At 64.5% G+C, this 16613-nt stretch carries 16 protein-coding genes; 12 read left to right on the top strand and 4 right to left on the bottom strand.

The genetic code is table 11. The features are described 5' to 3' along the window. The first annotated feature begins 5 nt into the window (after positions 1-5). From ACFOJ9_RS05160 to ACFOJ9_RS05185, 6 genes are all read left to right on the top strand, one after another. A complete protein-coding gene (locus tag ACFOJ9_RS05160) occupies positions 6-1847 on the top strand; it encodes a branched-chain amino acid ABC transporter ATP-binding protein/permease (RefSeq protein WP_378977317.1) in 1842 nt (613 codons plus the stop codon). Positions 1848-1892: 45 nt separating this feature from the next. After that, positions 1893-3059 (top strand): ABC transporter substrate-binding protein, encoded by a 1167-nt coding sequence (locus tag ACFOJ9_RS05165; protein WP_378977319.1) that lies wholly within the window; start codon positions 1893-1895, stop codon positions 3057-3059. Positions 3060-3063: 4 nt separating this feature from the next. Then, positions 3064-3768, top strand: coding sequence for an ABC transporter ATP-binding protein (locus ACFOJ9_RS05170; RefSeq protein WP_378977321.1), 705 nt, complete (start codon positions 3064-3066; stop codon positions 3766-3768). A 5-nt stretch (positions 3769-3773) separates the two neighbouring features. After that, positions 3774-4655: a branched-chain amino acid ABC transporter permease gene (locus tag ACFOJ9_RS05175; protein WP_378977323.1), complete on the top strand. Its 882-nt coding sequence runs from the start codon at positions 3774-3776 to the stop codon at positions 4653-4655. Positions 4656-4659: 4 nt separating this feature from the next. Next, entirely contained in the window at positions 4660-5178 is a 519-nt protein-coding gene (locus ACFOJ9_RS05180) for an FMN-binding negative transcriptional regulator (protein WP_378977325.1), read from the top strand. A gap of 130 nt (positions 5179-5308) precedes the next feature. Then, positions 5309-6355, top strand: a complete 1047-nt coding sequence (locus tag ACFOJ9_RS05185; RefSeq protein WP_378977327.1) for an ornithine cyclodeaminase — start codon at positions 5309-5311, stop codon at positions 6353-6355. 12 nt (positions 6356-6367) lie between these two features. On the opposite strand, the gene ACFOJ9_RS05190 is transcribed toward ACFOJ9_RS05185, so the two are convergent. The 4 genes from ACFOJ9_RS05190 to ACFOJ9_RS05205 all read right to left on the bottom strand — a co-directional run bounded on the left by ACFOJ9_RS05190 (position 6368) and on the right by ACFOJ9_RS05205 (position 11007). Then, positions 6368-7471 carry an alcohol dehydrogenase family protein gene (locus tag ACFOJ9_RS05190; protein ID WP_378977329.1) on the bottom strand — a complete coding sequence of 368 codons (1104 nt, stop codon included), beginning with the start codon at positions 7469-7471 and terminating at the stop codon, positions 6368-6370. Positions 7472-7480: 9 nt separating this feature from the next. Further along, positions 7481-8860, bottom strand: coding sequence for an aspartate aminotransferase family protein (locus tag ACFOJ9_RS05195; RefSeq protein WP_378977331.1), 1380 nt, complete (start codon positions 8858-8860; stop codon positions 7481-7483). A 30-nt stretch (positions 8861-8890) separates the two neighbouring features. Further along, positions 8891-10384 carry an NAD-dependent succinate-semialdehyde dehydrogenase gene (locus tag ACFOJ9_RS05200; RefSeq protein WP_378977333.1) on the bottom strand — a complete coding sequence of 498 codons (1494 nt, stop codon included), beginning with the start codon at positions 10382-10384 and terminating at the stop codon, positions 8891-8893. Positions 10385-10515: 131 nt separating this feature from the next. Beyond that, entirely contained in the window at positions 10516-11007 is a 492-nt protein-coding gene (locus ACFOJ9_RS05205; protein WP_128289922.1) for an Lrp/AsnC family transcriptional regulator, read from the bottom strand. A gap of 83 nt (positions 11008-11090) precedes the next feature. Here ACFOJ9_RS05205 and ehuR point away from each other — a divergent pair, with 83 nt between their 5' ends. The 6 genes from ehuR to eutA all read left to right on the top strand — a co-directional run bounded on the left by ehuR (position 11091) and on the right by eutA (position 16608). Then, a complete protein-coding gene (gene ehuR / locus ACFOJ9_RS05210) occupies positions 11091-12476 on the top strand; it encodes a MocR-like ectoine utilization transcription factor EhuR (RefSeq protein WP_378977336.1) in 1386 nt (461 codons plus the stop codon). A 123-nt stretch (positions 12477-12599) separates the two neighbouring features. Further along, positions 12600-13385: an ectoine/hydroxyectoine ABC transporter ATP-binding protein EhuA gene (gene ehuA / locus ACFOJ9_RS05215; protein WP_378977338.1), complete on the top strand. Its 786-nt coding sequence runs from the start codon at positions 12600-12602 to the stop codon at positions 13383-13385. 69 nt (positions 13386-13454) lie between these two features. Further along, a complete protein-coding gene (gene ehuB / locus ACFOJ9_RS05220) occupies positions 13455-14306 on the top strand; it encodes an ectoine/hydroxyectoine ABC transporter substrate-binding protein EhuB (RefSeq protein WP_378977340.1) in 852 nt (283 codons plus the stop codon). 165 nt (positions 14307-14471) lie between these two features. Next, entirely contained in the window at positions 14472-15131 is a 660-nt protein-coding gene (ehuC, locus tag ACFOJ9_RS05225; protein ID WP_378977342.1) for an ectoine/hydroxyectoine ABC transporter permease subunit EhuC, read from the top strand. A 34-nt stretch (positions 15132-15165) separates the two neighbouring features. Beyond that, entirely contained in the window at positions 15166-15825 is a 660-nt protein-coding gene (gene ehuD, locus ACFOJ9_RS05230; protein ID WP_378977344.1) for an ectoine/hydroxyectoine ABC transporter permease subunit EhuD, read from the top strand. 3 nt (positions 15826-15828) lie between these two features. Next, positions 15829-16608 (top strand): ectoine utilization protein EutA, encoded by a 780-nt coding sequence (gene eutA / locus ACFOJ9_RS05235; protein ID WP_378977346.1) that lies wholly within the window; start codon positions 15829-15831, stop codon positions 16606-16608. Positions 16609-16613: the final 5 nt, after the last annotated feature.

A 16613-nucleotide genomic window follows, 5' to 3' on the forward strand; every position in this document is an offset into this window, starting at 1 on the left:
TGACGATGAGCGAGAGCAAGCCCAGTGGCTTCATGCCGGCCGCGTTTCGCAACGCCACCGCCGACGCCCTGTGCATGGTCACGGTGCTGCTGCTGGTGGCGCTTGCCGCCTTCATTTTTGGCGGCGCCGCCATGCAACGTGTCGTCACCTATGCCGCGATCATGCTGACGGCGGTGCTTGGCCTGCAGATATTCTCCGGCAACAGCGGCATCGTCTCGTTCGGCCAGGCGGCCTTTGTCGGCCTCGGCGCCTACGCCACCGGCATTCTCACCATGCCGACGGCACTGCAGCGAACGGCACTGCGCGACCTGCCGCAGTTCCTCGCCGGCCACCAACTCTCTTTCTTCGCGGCGCTGGCCGTGGTCCTGATCCTGGCTGTCATCATCGGCCTGTTGACCGGCACGCCGCTGCTCAGGCTTTCCGGGTCGAGCGCCTCGATCGCCACGCTGGCCATGCTGATCATCGTCTACACGCTGCTGGTCGCCGGACGCGAGATCACCCGCGGCAGCCAGCCCTTCTACGGCGTGCCGCGCGAGGTCGGGCTGTGGACCGCCGCAACGGTGGCTTCGGTGGCGTTGGTGGCGGCGAGGCTGTTTCGTGAAACCTCCTTCGGTCTTGCCACCCGCGCCGCCGCCAACGACGAGCGCGGTGCGGCCGCCGTCGGCGTCGACCAGCGCACGGCGCGTCTGGCCGCCTGGGTGGCGGGCGTGGTCGCCGCCATGGCCGCCGGCGCCATGATGGCGCAGTTTCTGGGTGCGTTCTCGCCGCGCGATTTCTATTTCGACCTCGGCTTCACCATGCTCGCCATGCTGATCGTCGGCGGCATGACCTCGTCGCTCGGCGCTTTCGCCGGCGTCATCGTCACCATCGTCTTGGTCGAAGTGGTGCGTCGCTTCGAAGGCGGCGGCGAAGTGCTCGGCCTGCATCTGCCTGTCCTGTTCGGCTTGACCCAGGGCGTGCTGGCCATCGCCATGATCCTGGTCATCTGGCGGCGCCCGACCGGTCTGTTCGGCGAACGCGAACTCAACCTTTTGCGCCGGCCGGGACGCCAGGCCGTGACGGCTTCGGCGGCACCTCCGCAGCATGTCGAGAGTGACCGGCTCACCGCCGACCATCTGTCGCGCCGCTATGCCGGCGTCGTCGCCGTCGACGACGTCAGCCTGAATTTCCAGACCGACAGCATCACCGGCATCATCGGCCCCAACGGCGCCGGCAAGACGACGCTGCTCAACATGCTGGCCGGCGATGTCCAGCCTAGTGCCGGTACCGTTTCGGTTGGCGGCGCGGTGCGGCAGGCTTCGGCCTTCCGCTTTGCCCGCTCCGGCGTTGCCCGCACCTTCCAGAACATCCGCGTTTTCCCGCACATGACGGTGCTGGAAAATGTCGTCGTCGCCGCACGCCAGGTGGAACCCGATCTTGGCCATGCCGAGGCGGCGGCGATGGGCGAGCTTGCGCGCATGGGGTTGGAGAAATTTGCCGACCAGCCGGCCGCCAGGCTCGCCTACGGCCAGCGCCGCCGGCTGGAAGTGGCACGCGCGCTGGCGTTGAAGCCGCGCTTCCTGCTTCTCGACGAGCCAGCCGCCGGCATGAACGCCGTCGAGACCGCCGAACTGGTCTCCATCCTGTCGACGGTTCGGGCCGAGCGCCGCATCGGCGTCGTCCTGATCGAGCACGACATGCGGCTGGTGATGAACCTGTGCGAGCGCATCGTCGTCATCGATCATGGCCGCGTCATCGCCGACGGCACACCCGGCGATGTCCAGAAGAACCCTGCGGTGATCGCCGCCTATCTCGGCAGCCGCACGGCGCGCGCCAAGACCGCAACAGCTGAAAACCAGACCGCATGACCCGCAACGACAGCCAACCATAAGAAATCCAGAAGGAGAACCGACATGCCAAACCTCTATCGACTCCATCGCGCCGCCCTGTGCGCTGCCGTGTTCGGCATCGCCGCCATTTCGACGGCCAGCGCCGAGGAGATCATCATCGGTGCCGCGACCGCGCAGACCGGCGGCCTCGCTCCTTACGACCAGCCGGCACTTGCCGGCCTGCGCATGTCGCTCGACGAGCTCAACGCCAAGGGCGGGCTCGGCAGTAAATACACCGTCAAGCTGCTGATCAAGGACACCCGCTCCGACACCGCGCAAACAGCTACTGTCGCCCAGGAGTTGATCGATGCCGGCGCCAAGATCATGATCACGCCCTGCGATGCCGATCCCTCGATTTCCGCCGGCCAGCTCACCCAGCCGCTGGGTATTCCGACCTTGACGCTGTGCGGCTCTGCCCCGGTGCTCACCGGCGCGGTCGGCGACGTCATGTTCGGCACCTATCCGGCCGACAATGTGCAGGCGACGGCGGTCGCCGACTTCGCCGTCTCCGAAGGCAAGAAGAAGGTGTTCCTGCTGACCTCGCCGGATTCCACCTACACCGCCAATCTGCCGGAATATTTCGGCGAGGTGTTCGAGAAGAAGGGCGGCGCCATTGTCGGTCGCGGCACCTTCAGCATGGGTCAGCCCGATTTTTCCGCCGAGATCACCAACATCAAGGGCCTGGCCGACAAGCCGGACCTGATCATGACGGCCGCCTACGAGCCGGATTTCCCGGCCTTCATCCAGCAATTGCGCGGCGCCGGCGTCACCATCCCGGTCTATGGCGCCGATGCCATCGGCACGCCGACCATCAAGGCGCTCGGCAAGCTGGTCGACGGCGTCGTCTATACGGCGGCCGGCTATGCCGAGCCGGGCAGCAAGCTGGAGGCCTTCAACGCCGCCTTCACCAAATATGCCGGCCACGCACCGGAATCGACCTATGAGGTCAATGGCTACGAGATCGGCCTGATCCTCGACCAGGCGGTCAAGACGGCTGGCTCCGACGACCCGAAGGCGATCCGCGACGCCATCGCCGGCCTCAAAGATTTCGAAGGCATCACCGGCAAGATCACCTATGCCGGGACCGATCGCATGCCGCTGCGGCCTGTGGCGCTGATGCGCTACGAGGGCGGCGAGGGCAAGCATGTCCAGACCCTGATCCCCGACGCCGCCGACGTTCCCGCGCCGTGATGTCATGCTGAGCGTCGAAGCCCTGAAGATTCGGTACGGTGAGGTCGAGGCGGTGCGCCGCGTCGACCTCACCGTCGACAACGGCGAGATCATCGCGCTGGTCGGCGCCAATGGCGCCGGCAAGAGCTCGACGCTCGGCGCCGTCGCCGGGCTGGTGCCGGCTGCATCCGGCAAGGTGATCTTCGACGGTGTCGACATCACCGGTCTGGCGCCGGAGGCGATCGCCCGCAAGGGCGTCGCGCTGGTTCCCGAAGGCCGCCGCATCTTCGCCAGCCTGACGGTGGCCGACAATCTGCGGCTCGGCGGCGCGGTGCACCAGCCGGCGGCCGAGGCGCGGCTGCGCGAGGAGGAGATGCTGGAGCTGTTCCCGATCCTGCGCCGTTACCATCGCGTCAAGGGCGGCAATCTGTCGGGCGGCGAACAGCAGATGCTGGCCATCGCCCGCGCGCTGATGGGCAAGCCGCGCATGATCCTGCTCGACGAGCCCTCGCTCGGCCTTGCTCCGCAACTGATCGACACCGTCTTCGACCTGATCGCCGAACTGCGCCGCAAGGGCCTGACCATCCTATTGGTCGAACAGAATGTGGCCCTGGCGCTCGAAATCGCCGACCGTGCCGTCGTGCTCGCCAATGGCGAGGTGGTGCTGTCGGGCACGGCAAAAGAACTCGCCTCCTCGGACCTCGTCCGCCAAGCCTATTTGGGAGCTTAAGAAGCATGATCGCGCAGCAGATCATCAATGCAGTGAGCCTCGGTGGCGTCTATGCGCTGCTGGCGCTCGGCCTGGCGATCGTCTTTTCCATCGTCGGCCTCATCAACTTCGCCCATGGCGAGCTAATGACGCTGTCGGGCTATGCGCTGCTGGCCTCGCTGGTGCTTGGCTTTCCCTTCCCGGTGGCGGTGCTTGTCGCCGTGTCCTGCGGCGCGCTTGCCGCTGTCGCTATGGAGCGCATCGCCTTTAGGCCGATGCGCGGCGCCAGCGTCACCAGTCTGTTGCTGACCAGCTTCGCCGTTTCCAGCCTGTTGAAAGTCGTCTTCCAGAACGGCATTTCGGCGCGGCCGCAGGCTGTCGCCATGCCCGGTTGGATGACCGGGGCCTTCTCCTTCGGCGATTTCACCATAGGCGTCGGGCCAAGCATCTCCATCGTCGTCTCGGCGCTGGCGCTGATTGCGCTCGAAATCTTCCTGCGCCGCTCGGTGACCGGAACGGCGATGCGCGCCGCGGCGGAAGATTTCGACGTCGTACGCCTGATGGGCATTCCGGCCAGCCGCATCATCGCCACCGCCTTCCTGCTCTCCGGCCTGCTGGCCGGGCTGGCGGCCATGCTGTGGGTGGCGCAGCGCGCCTCGGTCGATCCGCTGATGGGCTTCACGCCGGTGCTGAAGGCGTTCATCGCCGCCGTCGTCGGCGGGCTGGGCAGCCTGCCCGGTGCTGTCGCCGGCGGCTTCCTGCTCGGCATCATCGAGGTGCTGTTGCAAGCGACATTGCCGGGAGCGATCGCGCCCTATCGCGACGCCATCGTGCTGTCGGGTGTCATCGCCGTGCTGCTGGTTCGCCCGCAAGGCCTGATCCCGGCGGTTCGCGCCCAGCGAAGCTGACCTGATGTATACAAAGCCTGAATTTGCGCCGCTGTCGCGCGACGAAGTGTTCGGCCTGATCGAGGCCGCGGCCTTCGCCACGGTGGTGACGGCGGGACCGCAAGGGCTGGTCGTATCGCATCTGCCGTTCGTGCTCGATCGCGACCGTGGCCCGAACGGAACGTTGGTCTCGCATCTCGCCAGGGCCAATCCGCACAGCGCGCTGATTGCCGAGGGCAGGGAGACGGTCGCCATCTTCCACGGCCCGCATGGCTACATCTCGCCGTCCTGGTATCCGCGCAACCCGGTGCGCGACAGCGCGCCGACCTGGAATTTTGCCGTCGTGCATTGCCATGGCCTGCCGTTGCCGCTCGACGATCGCGCCACTGCCCGGCATCTCTTGCAGTTGGTCGACGTGCTGGAAAAAGATCGCGACGACCGCTGGCGCATGCGTGAGCTCGGCCCTGGCGGCATGGAGCGGCGCATACCGCACATCATTGGCTTCGACATGCCGATCGGCCAAATTCAAGATGGGGCAGGATGAGCGCCTCTACGACACAAGCGAAGCCATCAGGACGCTGGAGGAAAACGATCCGGCGCTGGCAACGATGATGAAGGCGCACAACGCGCATCGCCAGGACTGACCGCCTGCATGCGGCAAGGATAAGAAAAAAATGATTCCCAATCTCAACATCGTCCCCTTCGTCAGCGTTGACCATATGATGAAGCTGGTGCTGAAGATCGGCGTCGAGCGCTTCCTCGTCGAACTCGCCGGCTACATCGAGGACGATTTCCGCCGCTGGGAGCTGTTCGACAAGACGCCGCGCGTCGCCTCGCACAGCGCCGAGGGCGTCATCGAGCTGATGCCGACCAGCGACGGCGAGGTGTACGGCTTCAAATATGTCAACGGCCATCCCAAGAACATGCGCGAGGGCCGCCAGACGGTGACTGCCTTCGGCATGCTCGCCGATGTCCACAATGGCTATCCTGTGCTGCTATCCGAAATGACCATACTGACCGCGCTGCGCACGGCGGCGATGTCGGCTCTGGCCGCCAAGTACCTGGCGCCGGCCGGCTCGAACTGCATGGCGCTGATCGGCAATGGCGCCCAGGCCGAATTCCAGGCGGTGGCCTTCAAGGCGCTGCTCGGCGTCGACAGATTGCGCTTCTACGACATCGACCGCACGGCCACCGAAAAATGCATCCGCAATCTCGCCGGCCTCGGCTTCGACATGGTCGCCTGCGGCACCGCGCAAGAGGCGGTCGAGGGAGCCGACATCATCACCACCGTCACCGCCGACAAGCAGTATGCCACCATCCTCACCGACAACATGGTCGGCTCCGGCGTGCACATCAACGCGGTCGGTGGCGACTGCCCCGGCAAGACCGAACTGCACCGAGATATCCTGCTGCGCTCCGACATCTTCGTCGAATATCCGCCGCAGACCCGCATCGAGGGCGAAATCCAGCAGCTTCCGGCCGGCCATCCCGTGACTGAGCTATGGCAGGTGATGTCAGGCGCCGCGCAGGGCCGGCGCGATCCCGGTCAGATCACGCTGTTTGATTCGGTCGGTTTCGCCATCGAGGATTTCTCGGCGCTGCGCTATGTCAGGGACCAGCTACGCTTGACCGGCCTCTACCAGGAACTCGACATGCTGGCCGACCCCGACGAGCCGCGCGACCTGTTCGGCATGTTGCTGAGAGCGGCCCAGCACGGTTGAGACGAGCGTTGTTCAGCCAGCCGAGCCCCACATGGCATCCGGCACCACCACCAGCTTGCCGACGAAATCCTTGGCGATGAAGTCCGCCTGCGCGTGGTGGAAATCGGAGAGCTTGTAGACACCGCCGACCAGCGGCCGGATTTTTTTCGCCTCGATGTATCCAACGATGCGGCGGAAATCGGCGCGCGTGCCCTGGCTCGAACCATGCAGTTGCAACTGCTTCAGATACATGGTCCTGAGATCAAGCTGCACGACCGGACCGGCAATCGCGCCGGCAGTTGTGTAGCGGCCCTCGGGCCTCAGAATACGCAAGAGGTCGTTGAAGATGGCGCCGCCGACGAGGTCGGCCACCACGTCGATCGGCTGGCCGCCGGTCGCCTCGTTCACGGCTTGCGGCAGGTCGGCGACACCACGGGTGATGACAGCCTCGGCGCCGATGTCGAGCACCGCCTGTTCCTTGCCCTTGCCGACGACGGCATAGGGAATGGCACCGCGCGCCCGTGCCAACTGCACGATGCCCGAACCGACACCGCCCGAGGCGCCGGTGACCAGCACGCGTTCACCGGCCTTGAGCGCGGCGCGCTCCAGCATCTGCTCGCCGGTGAGATAGGCGCAGCAGAAAGTGGCGAGCTCGACGTCGCTCAGGTCGGTATTGACGACATGGGCATTGTCGGCCGGCACGGCCTGGTATTCGGCGTAGCCGCCGTCACGGCCGTGGCCCATATAGTCGATATCGGCGAGCGAATCGTCGTCGCGGTTGTAGATCGAGAAATCGACCATCACCCGTTCGCCGATACGGTCAGGCGAAACGCCTTCGCCGACGGCAGCGACGGTACCGACCGTGTCGGTGCCCTGGATGCGCGGGAAGCTCAGCGTGTTGCCCTGGCGGCGCCATGTCGACACGGCGGAAGCGTCCTCCTCCGTGCCATAAGCGCCCTGGCGCACCCAGACATCGGTGTTGTTCATGCCGCAAGCGCTGACCTTGACCAGCACTTCACCAGGGGCAGCAAAAGGCACTTTCACATCGCTGCGGTAGACGAGTTTTTCCGGTCCGCCGTGCCCGGTGAGCAGCACGGCGGCCATGGTGGCGGGGAGGGTTTTGGTCATGGCATTCATGGTTCGATTTCAGAGATTGGCAAACACGTTTTTCACCGCATCCGCCGCCTTTGAAACGACGATGTCGGCTTCTTCGCGGGTCAGGCAGAGCGGCGGGGCGAAGCCCAGAATGTCGCCCTGCGGCATGGCGCGGCCGATGACCCCGCTCGCCGCAAGTGCTGTCGCCACCTGCGGTCCGATCTTGAGCGAAGCGTCGAAGAACACCCGGTCGTCCTTGTCGGCGACAAACTCGACCGCCGCCAGCATGCCGTCGCCACGCACGTCGCCGACATGTTTGTGGCCGCCGACAGCCTTGGCCAGCTCGGCGCGGAAATAGGCGCCGGTATCGCGGGCATTTGTCACCAAATCCATCTCGTCGATCAATTCGAGATTGGCCACACCGGCGGCAACGCAGATCGGATGCGCCGAATAGGTCCAGCCATGGCCGAGCGAGCCGAGCTTGTCGGAGCCCTCAACCAGCACCTGCCACATCTTGTCGGCGACGATGACGCCCGACAGCGGCGCGTAGGCCGAGGTCAGGCCCTTGGCGATGGTGATCAGGTCCGGCTTGATACCATAGTGGTCGGAGCCGAACATGGTGCCCAGCCGGCCGAAGCCCGTCACCACCTCGTCGGCGACCAGCAGCACGTCGTACTTCTTCAGCACCGCCTGGATCTTTTCCCAGTAGAAGGCAGGCGGGGGTACGATGCCGCCGGTGCCGAGAATCGGCTCGCCGATGAAGGCAGCGACCGTTTCCGGGCCCTCGGCCAGGATCATCTCCTCGAGCTTGTCGGCGCAATGCTGCGAGAACTGCTCTTCGCTCATCGAGCGGTCGGCGCGGCGGAAATAGTATGGCGCCTCGGTGTGCAGGATCGGCGCGCGCGGCAGGTCGAAGGCGTTGTGGAACAGGTCGAGCCCGGTCAGCGATCCGGTCATCACGCCCGAGCCGTGATAGCCGCGCCAGCGCGAGATGATCTTCTTCTTCTCCGGCCGGCCGAGCACATTGTTGTAGTACCAGATCAGCTTGATGTTGGTTTCGTTGGCATCCGAACCCGACAGGCCGAAATAGACCCGTGACATGCCTTGCGGCGCGCGGTCGATGATCATCTTGGCCAGCGTGATCGAAGCCTCGGTGCCGTGGCCGACATAGGCGTGGTAGTAAGCGAGGTTCTTCGCCTGGGCGGCGATGGCATCGGCGATCTTCTGCCGGCCATAACCGACATTGACGCAATAGAGGCCGGCAAAGGCATCGAGGCTCTTCCGGCCGTTGTTGTCCCACACGGTGACGCCTTCACCGCCGGCCATGATGCGCGTCGGGCTCTCACCCCGCGCATGCGTTCCCATATGGGTCGAGGGGTGGAAGAAGTGGTCGCGATCCCAGGCGGCGAGTTCGTTGGACTGGTCGAGCATTTTTTGACTCCTTGAAAGTTCCGGGTGGGTCTAGGCCACGTCCAGACAGAGATACTTCAGATCGGTGAAGGCTTCGAGCCCGTGACGCGAGCCTTCGCGGCCGATGCCGGATTGCTTGACGCCGCCGAAGGGTATCGGCGCGCCGGTGATCTTGACGCGGTTGATGGCGACCATGCCGTAGTCGAGCGCGCGGCCCATGCGCAACTGGCGGGCGCCGTTCTCGGTCACGACATAGGCGACGAGGCCATATTCGGTGGCGTTGGCGCGGGCGATCACCTCGTCCTCGCTGTCGAAAGCCGTCACGGCGGCGACCGGACCGAAAGTCTCCTCGCGCATGATCAGCGCTTCATCGGTGACATCGGCCAGCAGCGTCGGCTGATAGAACAGGGGGCCAGCCTGGTGCCGCTTGCCGCCGGTGAGGCAGCGCGCGCCATGGGTCAGCGCATCGGTGACCTGCTCTTCGACCTTCTTGATCGCGCGCTCATGCATCAGCGGGCCGATGTCGGTGTCATCTGCAAGGCCATTGCCGGTTCGCAGCGCCTCGATGCGCGCGGTGAAAGCTGCGCAGAAGCGATCGTAGATCGGACGCTGAACATAGATGCGGTTGGCGGCGAGGCAGTCCTGGCCCGACGTGGCGAATTTGGCGTCGATGGCGATATCAACCGCTTTGTCCAGATCGGCATCGGCAAAGACCATCAGCGGCGCGTGGCCGCCAAGCTCCATTACCAGCCGCTTCATCGTAGCAGCACTTTGCGCGGCGATCAGCCTGCCGATCTCGGTCGAGCCGGTAAAACTCATGGCGCGAACGCGCGGATCTTCGCACATCCGGCCGACGATGGTCGAAGCCTTGCCGGTGATGATGTTGAAGACGCCGGCGGGCAGGCCAGCGCGTTCGCCGAGTTCGGCCAGCGCCAGCGCCGACAGCGGCGTTTCCGAGGACGGATGCGCCACGATGGTGCATCCGGCCGCGAGTGCTGCCGCGGCCTTGCGGGTCAGCATCGCCGACGGAAAATTCCACGGCGTGACGACACCAACGACACCGAGCGGCTCGCGCCGCACCATCATTTCGGCATTCGGCAGATGGCTGGTGACACTCTCGGCGTTCAGGCGTTTTGCTTCTTCCGCATACCATTCGATGAAGGAGGCGGCGTAGGCGATCTCGCCCAGCGATTCCTGCAGCGGCTTGCCCTGTTCCAGCGTCATCAGCAGAGCGAGGTCTTGCTTTGCAGCAATGATCAGCTCGAACCATTTTCGGAGGATTCTCGAGCGCTCCTGCGGTAACAGCGCTCGCCAGGCCGGAAAGGCGCGCGCGGCGGCATCGATCGCCTTTGTCGTCTGCCGGCCATCGAGCGCGGCGACGAAAGCAACAGTGGTGCCAGTGGCCGGATCGGTGACCTCGAAGCTCTCGGCGGCCTCGCTCGCCGTCCAATGGCCATCGACATAGGCGAGTTCGCGCAACAGCCGGCGGTCGGCGAGGCGGTCGAGCGCTTCATGGCGATGCGAGCGGGCGAAATGCGCGGACATGGTCGAGACCTCCCGGTTCGGACTGATGCGGGAAGACTATCCGTCCCGATGCAGACAGAGAGGCTGTTTGGATGCCTTGAAGTAGAGAGACTCTCTCTATTGCGTCGCCTCGGCAGACGATCTCTCCGGCCTTAAGCCGACGCCGGCAGCAGGTCGGCTATGGGCAGCGCGATCTCGTCCTTCACCGTCTTGATAACGATGTAGGTGAAGTAGCGATCGATGCCGATTTCGCGGTCGAGCAAGCCATCGACCAGCCGCTGATAGGCATCGATGTCGCGCGCCATCACCTTCAGCACATAGTCGACGCCGCCGCCCACCGACCAGCAGGCGACGATCTCTGGGATGTCGCGGATGACGCGCTCGAAGCGGTCGAAATCGGCCTGGCGGTGGTTGGCCAGCGTCACCTCCATCAGCACGGTGGCGACGGGTGCCACGACGCGCATGGCGATCCTGGCATGATAGCCCGAGACGATGCCGGCCTTTTCCAGCTTGCGCAGCCGCATCCAGCACGGCGTCGGCGACAGGCCGACCTGCTCGGCCAACGCCAGCTTGGTGATGCGTCCGTCGCGCTGGATGGCGTCGAGGATTTTCAGGTCGATCGGGTCGAGTTTCGCTGATGTCATCGGCGTCCACTTTTTCGTCCACCGCACCATGACGGCGCATTATTTCGATTGTCAATTGCACTGATTTCGATCTCTAATAAGTCATGACATTGTGGCAACCAGATCCCGCACTCATCCGGCGGCCGGCATATCAATCGCTGGCCGACCAGTTCGCGCGTGCCATCCATGACGGGCGCCTGGCCAATGGCGCGCGGCTGCCGACCCATCGGCGGCTGGCCGACGATCTGAAACTTTCGGTCCAGACGGTCAGTCGCGCCTATGAAGAGCTGATCCGCCGCGGCCTGATTTCGGGCGAGATCGGCCGCGGCAGTTTCGTCCAGACGCAGCGCCGCGAGCCGGAGCCGCCCTATTTGCCGGAGCGGCTCGGCGAAGTCATCGATCTGTCGATCCTGAAGCCGGTCTGCGAGCCGATGCATCTGGAGCGGCTGAAGCAGGCGCTGGGCTGGCTGGCGGAAAACCTGCCATCGAGTTCAGCGCTGTCGTTCCGCCCCAACATGGTGTTTCCGCGCCACCGCGCCGTCGCCGTCGAATGGCTGAAACTGTGCGGTCTCGACACCTCCGCGCAGAACATCAGCCTGACCAACGGCGCCACCGCCGGCATGACGGTGGCGCTGATGAGCGTGGCGCCGCCCGGCTCGACCGTTGCCACCGAGGCGATCGGCCATCACACGTTGGTGCCGCTTGCCCGCTATCTCGGCTTCAACCTCCAGGGCCTGCCGATCGACGGCAACGGCCTGATCCCGGAAGCGCTGGACGAGGCCTGCCGGCTTTCCGACATCCGCGCCGTGTTCGTACAGCCCTCGGTGATCAACCCGACGGCGACCCTGATGGATGCGGCGCGGCGCGAGCAGATCGCGGCGGTTGCGCGCAAGCACGACATCGCCATCATCGAGAACGATGTGCTGGGTCCTCTGGTCGAAGACCGGCCGCCGCCGGTTGCCGCGTTTGCGCCGGAGCGCACGCTCTACGTCACCTCCTTCACCAAGATCACCGTGCCCGGCCTGCGCATCGGCTATCTAGCGGCGCCCGACCGCTATGTCGCCGCCGTTGCCAACCGGCATCTGGTCTCGAACTGGATGGCGACGCCGCTGGTGGCGGAGATTGCCACCAAATGGGTGACCGATGGCACGGCGATGGAGCTTGTCCACTGGCAACGCGCGGCCTTGCGGCGGCGGCAGGATATCGCGGCGCAAGTGCTGGCGGGTGTGGACTATCGCGCCCGGCGCGACGGGCTGCATGTCTGGCTGCAACTGCCGGCCGACCGCGCCGAGGAGAGCTTTGTCGCCCAGGCTCGGCTGCAAGGCGTGGCGATTGCACCTGGTACCTCCTTCCGCATCTCGGACGCTCCATGGCATCCGGCGGTGCGCATCTCGCTGGGTTCGACCACCGAAGGGGAACTGCGCGCCGGCCTCGGCGTTGTCACCAAGCTGCTGCTTGGCGATCCGGAACACCTGCTGCTCGCTATCTAGGCTGGGGTGCTCGGAAATTGTGCGGAATCAGAATAATTGTCATGATATTATTTTCTCAATTGACATGATTTGGCGCGTTCCGCATCGTTAAGAGCATAGACCTCTCCAGGACGGGGAACTGCAGTGCCCACGCCCATCATCAAGATCGACGCCATTTCAAAAAGCTTCGGCACTTTCAAAGTGCTGGATGGCCTGTCGATGCAGGTCATGCCTGGCGAAAAGCTGGCACTGATCGGCCCGTCGGGCTCGGGCAAGACAACGATTCTGCGCATCTTGATGACGCTGGAGCGTATCGATGGCGGTCATATCCAGATCGATGGCGAGCAGCTCTACCACATGGAGCGCAACGGCCAGTTGCTGCCCGCTGATGAACGGCATCTCACCAGGATGCGCCAGAAAATCGGCATGGTCTTCCAACTGTTCAACCTGTTTCCCCACAAATGCGTCATGGACAATGTCACTTTGGCGCCGATGCTGACCAAGGGCACGCCGCGTGCGGCTGCCGAAAAGCGGGCGATGGAATTGCTCGAAATGGTCGGCATGGCCGACAAGGCCAAGTCCATGCCGGCGCAGTTGTCCGGTGGCCAGAAGCAGCGTGTGGCGATCGCCCGGGCGCTGGCGCTGTCGCCGAAGATCATGCTGTTCGACGAGGTAACGTCGGCGCTCGATCCGGAGCTGGTCGAGGAGGTGATGAACGTCATGCGCAAGCTCGCCGCCGAGACCGACATGACCATGCTGCTGGTCACCCACGAGATGGGTTTCGCCCATGATTTCGCCGACCGGGTGCTGTTCTTCGATCGTGGCAAGATCGTCGAGGAAGGCAAACCCGACGAGATTTTCCGTCATCCCAAGCAGGAGCGCACGCAAGGCTTCCTGAAGAAGATCATCGCGGCCGGACATCGCGTCTGACCGCCATGCCCCAGGGCGGCGAGGCCGCCCCGTAACAAAAGCAAGACAAGAAACAAGGAGTTGGGAACAATGAAGAAACTTGGCATTCTGGCCGGCGTTGCCGGTCTTGCACTGACGGCGGTGCTCGCCGCCTCGACCGCCGGTTCGGCCGACGACAGCAAGCTCGAGCAACTCAAGGCACAAGGCTTTGCCCGCGTCGCCATCGCCAACGAGCCGCCCTATACGGCGGTCGCCGCCGACGGCAAGGTCTCCGGCGCGGCGCCCGATGTGGCGCGCGAGATCTTCAAGCGCCTGGGCGTCGCTGACATCGTCGCTTCGATCTCCGAATATGGCGCCATGATCCCCGGCTTGCAGGCCGGTCGCTTCGATGTCGTCACCGCCGGCCTGTTCATGAAACCGGAACGCTGCGCCGCCGTGGTCTATTCGGAGCCGGTGCTGTGCGACGCCGAGGCGATGCTGGTGAAGAAGGGCAACCCGAAAGGCTTCAAGAGCTATGAGGATGTCGCCAAGGACACCACCGCGACCATCGGCGCGCCCGGCGGCGGCACCGAAGAGAAGCTGGCGCTCAACGCCGGTGTGCCGCGCGAGCGTGTCATCGTCGTGCCGGACGGCCAGAGCGGCGTGAAGATGCTGCAGGACGGCCGCATCGATGCCTATTCGCTGCCCGTTCTGTCGATCAATGATCTGGTCAAGAAGGCCGCCGATCCGAACCTCGAAGTCATCGCGCCGGTGCAGGGCGCGCCGGTCTATTGCGACGGCGCCGCCTTCAAGAAGGGCGACGAGGCGTTGCGTGATGCCTTCGACGTCGAACTGGCCAAGCTGAAGACATCGGGCGAGTTCGCCAAGATCATCGAGCCCTACGGTTTCTCGGCGGCAGCGGCGATGTCGACGACGCGCGACAAGCTCTGCGCGGCGAAGTGATTTTTCCTTCTCCCCGTTCAACGGGGAGAAGGTGTCACGAAGTGACGGATGAGGTGCGGCGCCATACCTTCGCAAGTTCGCGCTGCCCCTCATCTGCCTGCCGGCATCTTCTCCCCGTGAACGGGGAGAAGGGTCCTAAAACCAAACGTTGGAACCTCTAATCGAATGACCCAGTGGTCCGGCTATTTCGGCCTGATATTGCAGGGAGCGCTTGTCACCATCGAGCTGACGCTGATGGGATCGGTGCTTGCCCTGTTCATGGCCTTTCTCGCCGGAATGGGGCGGCTGTCCCGTTTCTTCGTGCTGCGCGCGCTGGCCACCGCCTACATCGAATTCTTCCGCGGCACCTCGATCTTCGTGCAGTTGTTCTGGGCGTATTTCGTGCTGCCCTTCATCGGTATTTCGCTGACGCCGCTGCAGGCCGGCGTGCTGGCACTCGGCCTCAATGTCGGCGCCTATGCCGCCGAAGTGGTGCGCGGCGCCATCCAGTCGATCGGCCGCGAACAGTACGAAGCCTGCACCGCGCTCAATCTCGGCCGCTGGCAAGGCATGCGCCACATCATCCTGCCGCAGGCGCTGCTGGTGATGTTGCCGACCTTCGGCAACAACGCCATCGAACTGCTTAAGGCGACCGCCGTGGTGTCGCTGATCTCGCTCACCGACCTGACCTTCCAGGCGCAGGTGGTGCGTGCCCAGACCGGCAACACCATGGTGCCGTTCGCCACCATCCTGTTCATCTATTTCATCCTCGCCCTGCTCATCTCATGGGGCATGCGTTCGCTGGAACGCCGCATGGCACGCGGCCTCGATGGGGTGCGTGTCTGATGGCCAATGCCCTTCTGATAAATTGGGCCTGCTGATGGAATGGGATTGGAATTTCGTCTGGGAAATCATGCCGACGCTGATCCAGGGGGTGAAGATCACCATCCTGGCGACGCTGCTCGGCTCGGTGTTGGCGGCGGTCGTCGGGTTGGGCATCGCGCTGGCGCGCCGCTCGTCCAACAAGGCGTTGTCGCGCACGGTCGGCTTCCTGGCCGAGTTTATTCGCGGCACGCCGTTGCTGGTGCAGCTCTATTTCATCTTCTACGTGCTTCCCGACATCGGCATCCTGCTGCCGCCGCTGGTCGCCGGTGTCATCGGGCTCGGGCTGCACTACGGCACCTACACGGCGGAAGTCTACCGCGCCGGCATCGACAATGTGCCGCGCGGCCAGTGGGAGGCGGCCAAGGCGTGCAATCTCAGCGCCAGGCAGACCTGGACCCACATCATCATTCCGCAGGCCATTCCGCCGATGATCCCGGCACTGGCCAATTATTTCATCGCCATGTTCAAGGAAACGCCGCTGCTGTCGGCAATCACCGTGCTGGAACTGATGAACCAGGCGAAAAGCGTCGCCAACACCTATTATCGCTATATCGAGCCGATCACGCTGGTTGGTGCTTTCTTCCTCGTCATCAGTCTATTTTCGGTCGTGCTGCTGCGCTGGCTGGAACGCCGCTACGGCAAGATCGAGAGGTAGCCGATGAAACCCTTGCCCGAGATCAAGGTCTATCCGAAACGGCCGGCACTGGATGCGCGCCCTCTGGAGCGGCGCGTCGGCCTGATCGTTCTTGCCACCGATCACACCAGCGAACCGGATTTCCGCCGCATGGTGGCGAGCGAGCGGATCGGCGTCTATGTCGCCCGCATTCCCTACGCCAACCCGACGACACCGGAGAATCTGCGTAAGATGCAGCCGGCACTGACGGCAGGCGCGGCTTTGATCCTGCCGGATGAGCCGCTCGATGCCATCTGCTATTCCTGCACTTCGGCGTCGGTGGTGATCGGCGATGCCGAGATCGAGGCCGCGATCCAGGTCGCCAAGCCCGGCGTTTCAGTTGTCACCCCGCCGATGGCTGGCGTGCGCGGATTGCGTGCGCTGGGCGCAAGCAAGATCAGCATCCTCACCCCCTACACCGTCGAGACATCTAGGCCGATGGCCGCCTATTTCGCCGCGCAAGGGTTCGACATCGCCAGCTTCACCTGTCTTGGTTTCGAGGACGACCGCGAAATGGCGCGCATCGCGCCGGTGGCGCTTGTCGACCTGGCGCGCGAGGCGACCGACGCGAACGCCGATGCGCTGTTCGTCTCTTGCACGGCGCTGCGCGGTGCCCTTGCGGTCACCGGCATGGAAAAGGCGATCGGCCGCCCCGTGGTGACCAGCAACCAGGCGACCGCCTGGAATTGTTTGCGGCTTTGCGGCGACGAGACAGCCCATCCCGAATTCGGCCGTCTGATGACGCTGCCATTGCCGCGTGATTGATGATC

It is taken from the genome of Mesorhizobium cantuariense (assembly GCF_042647205.1).
In the GTDB taxonomy this organism is placed as follows: domain Bacteria; phylum Pseudomonadota; class Alphaproteobacteria; order Rhizobiales; family Rhizobiaceae; genus Mesorhizobium; species Mesorhizobium cantuariense.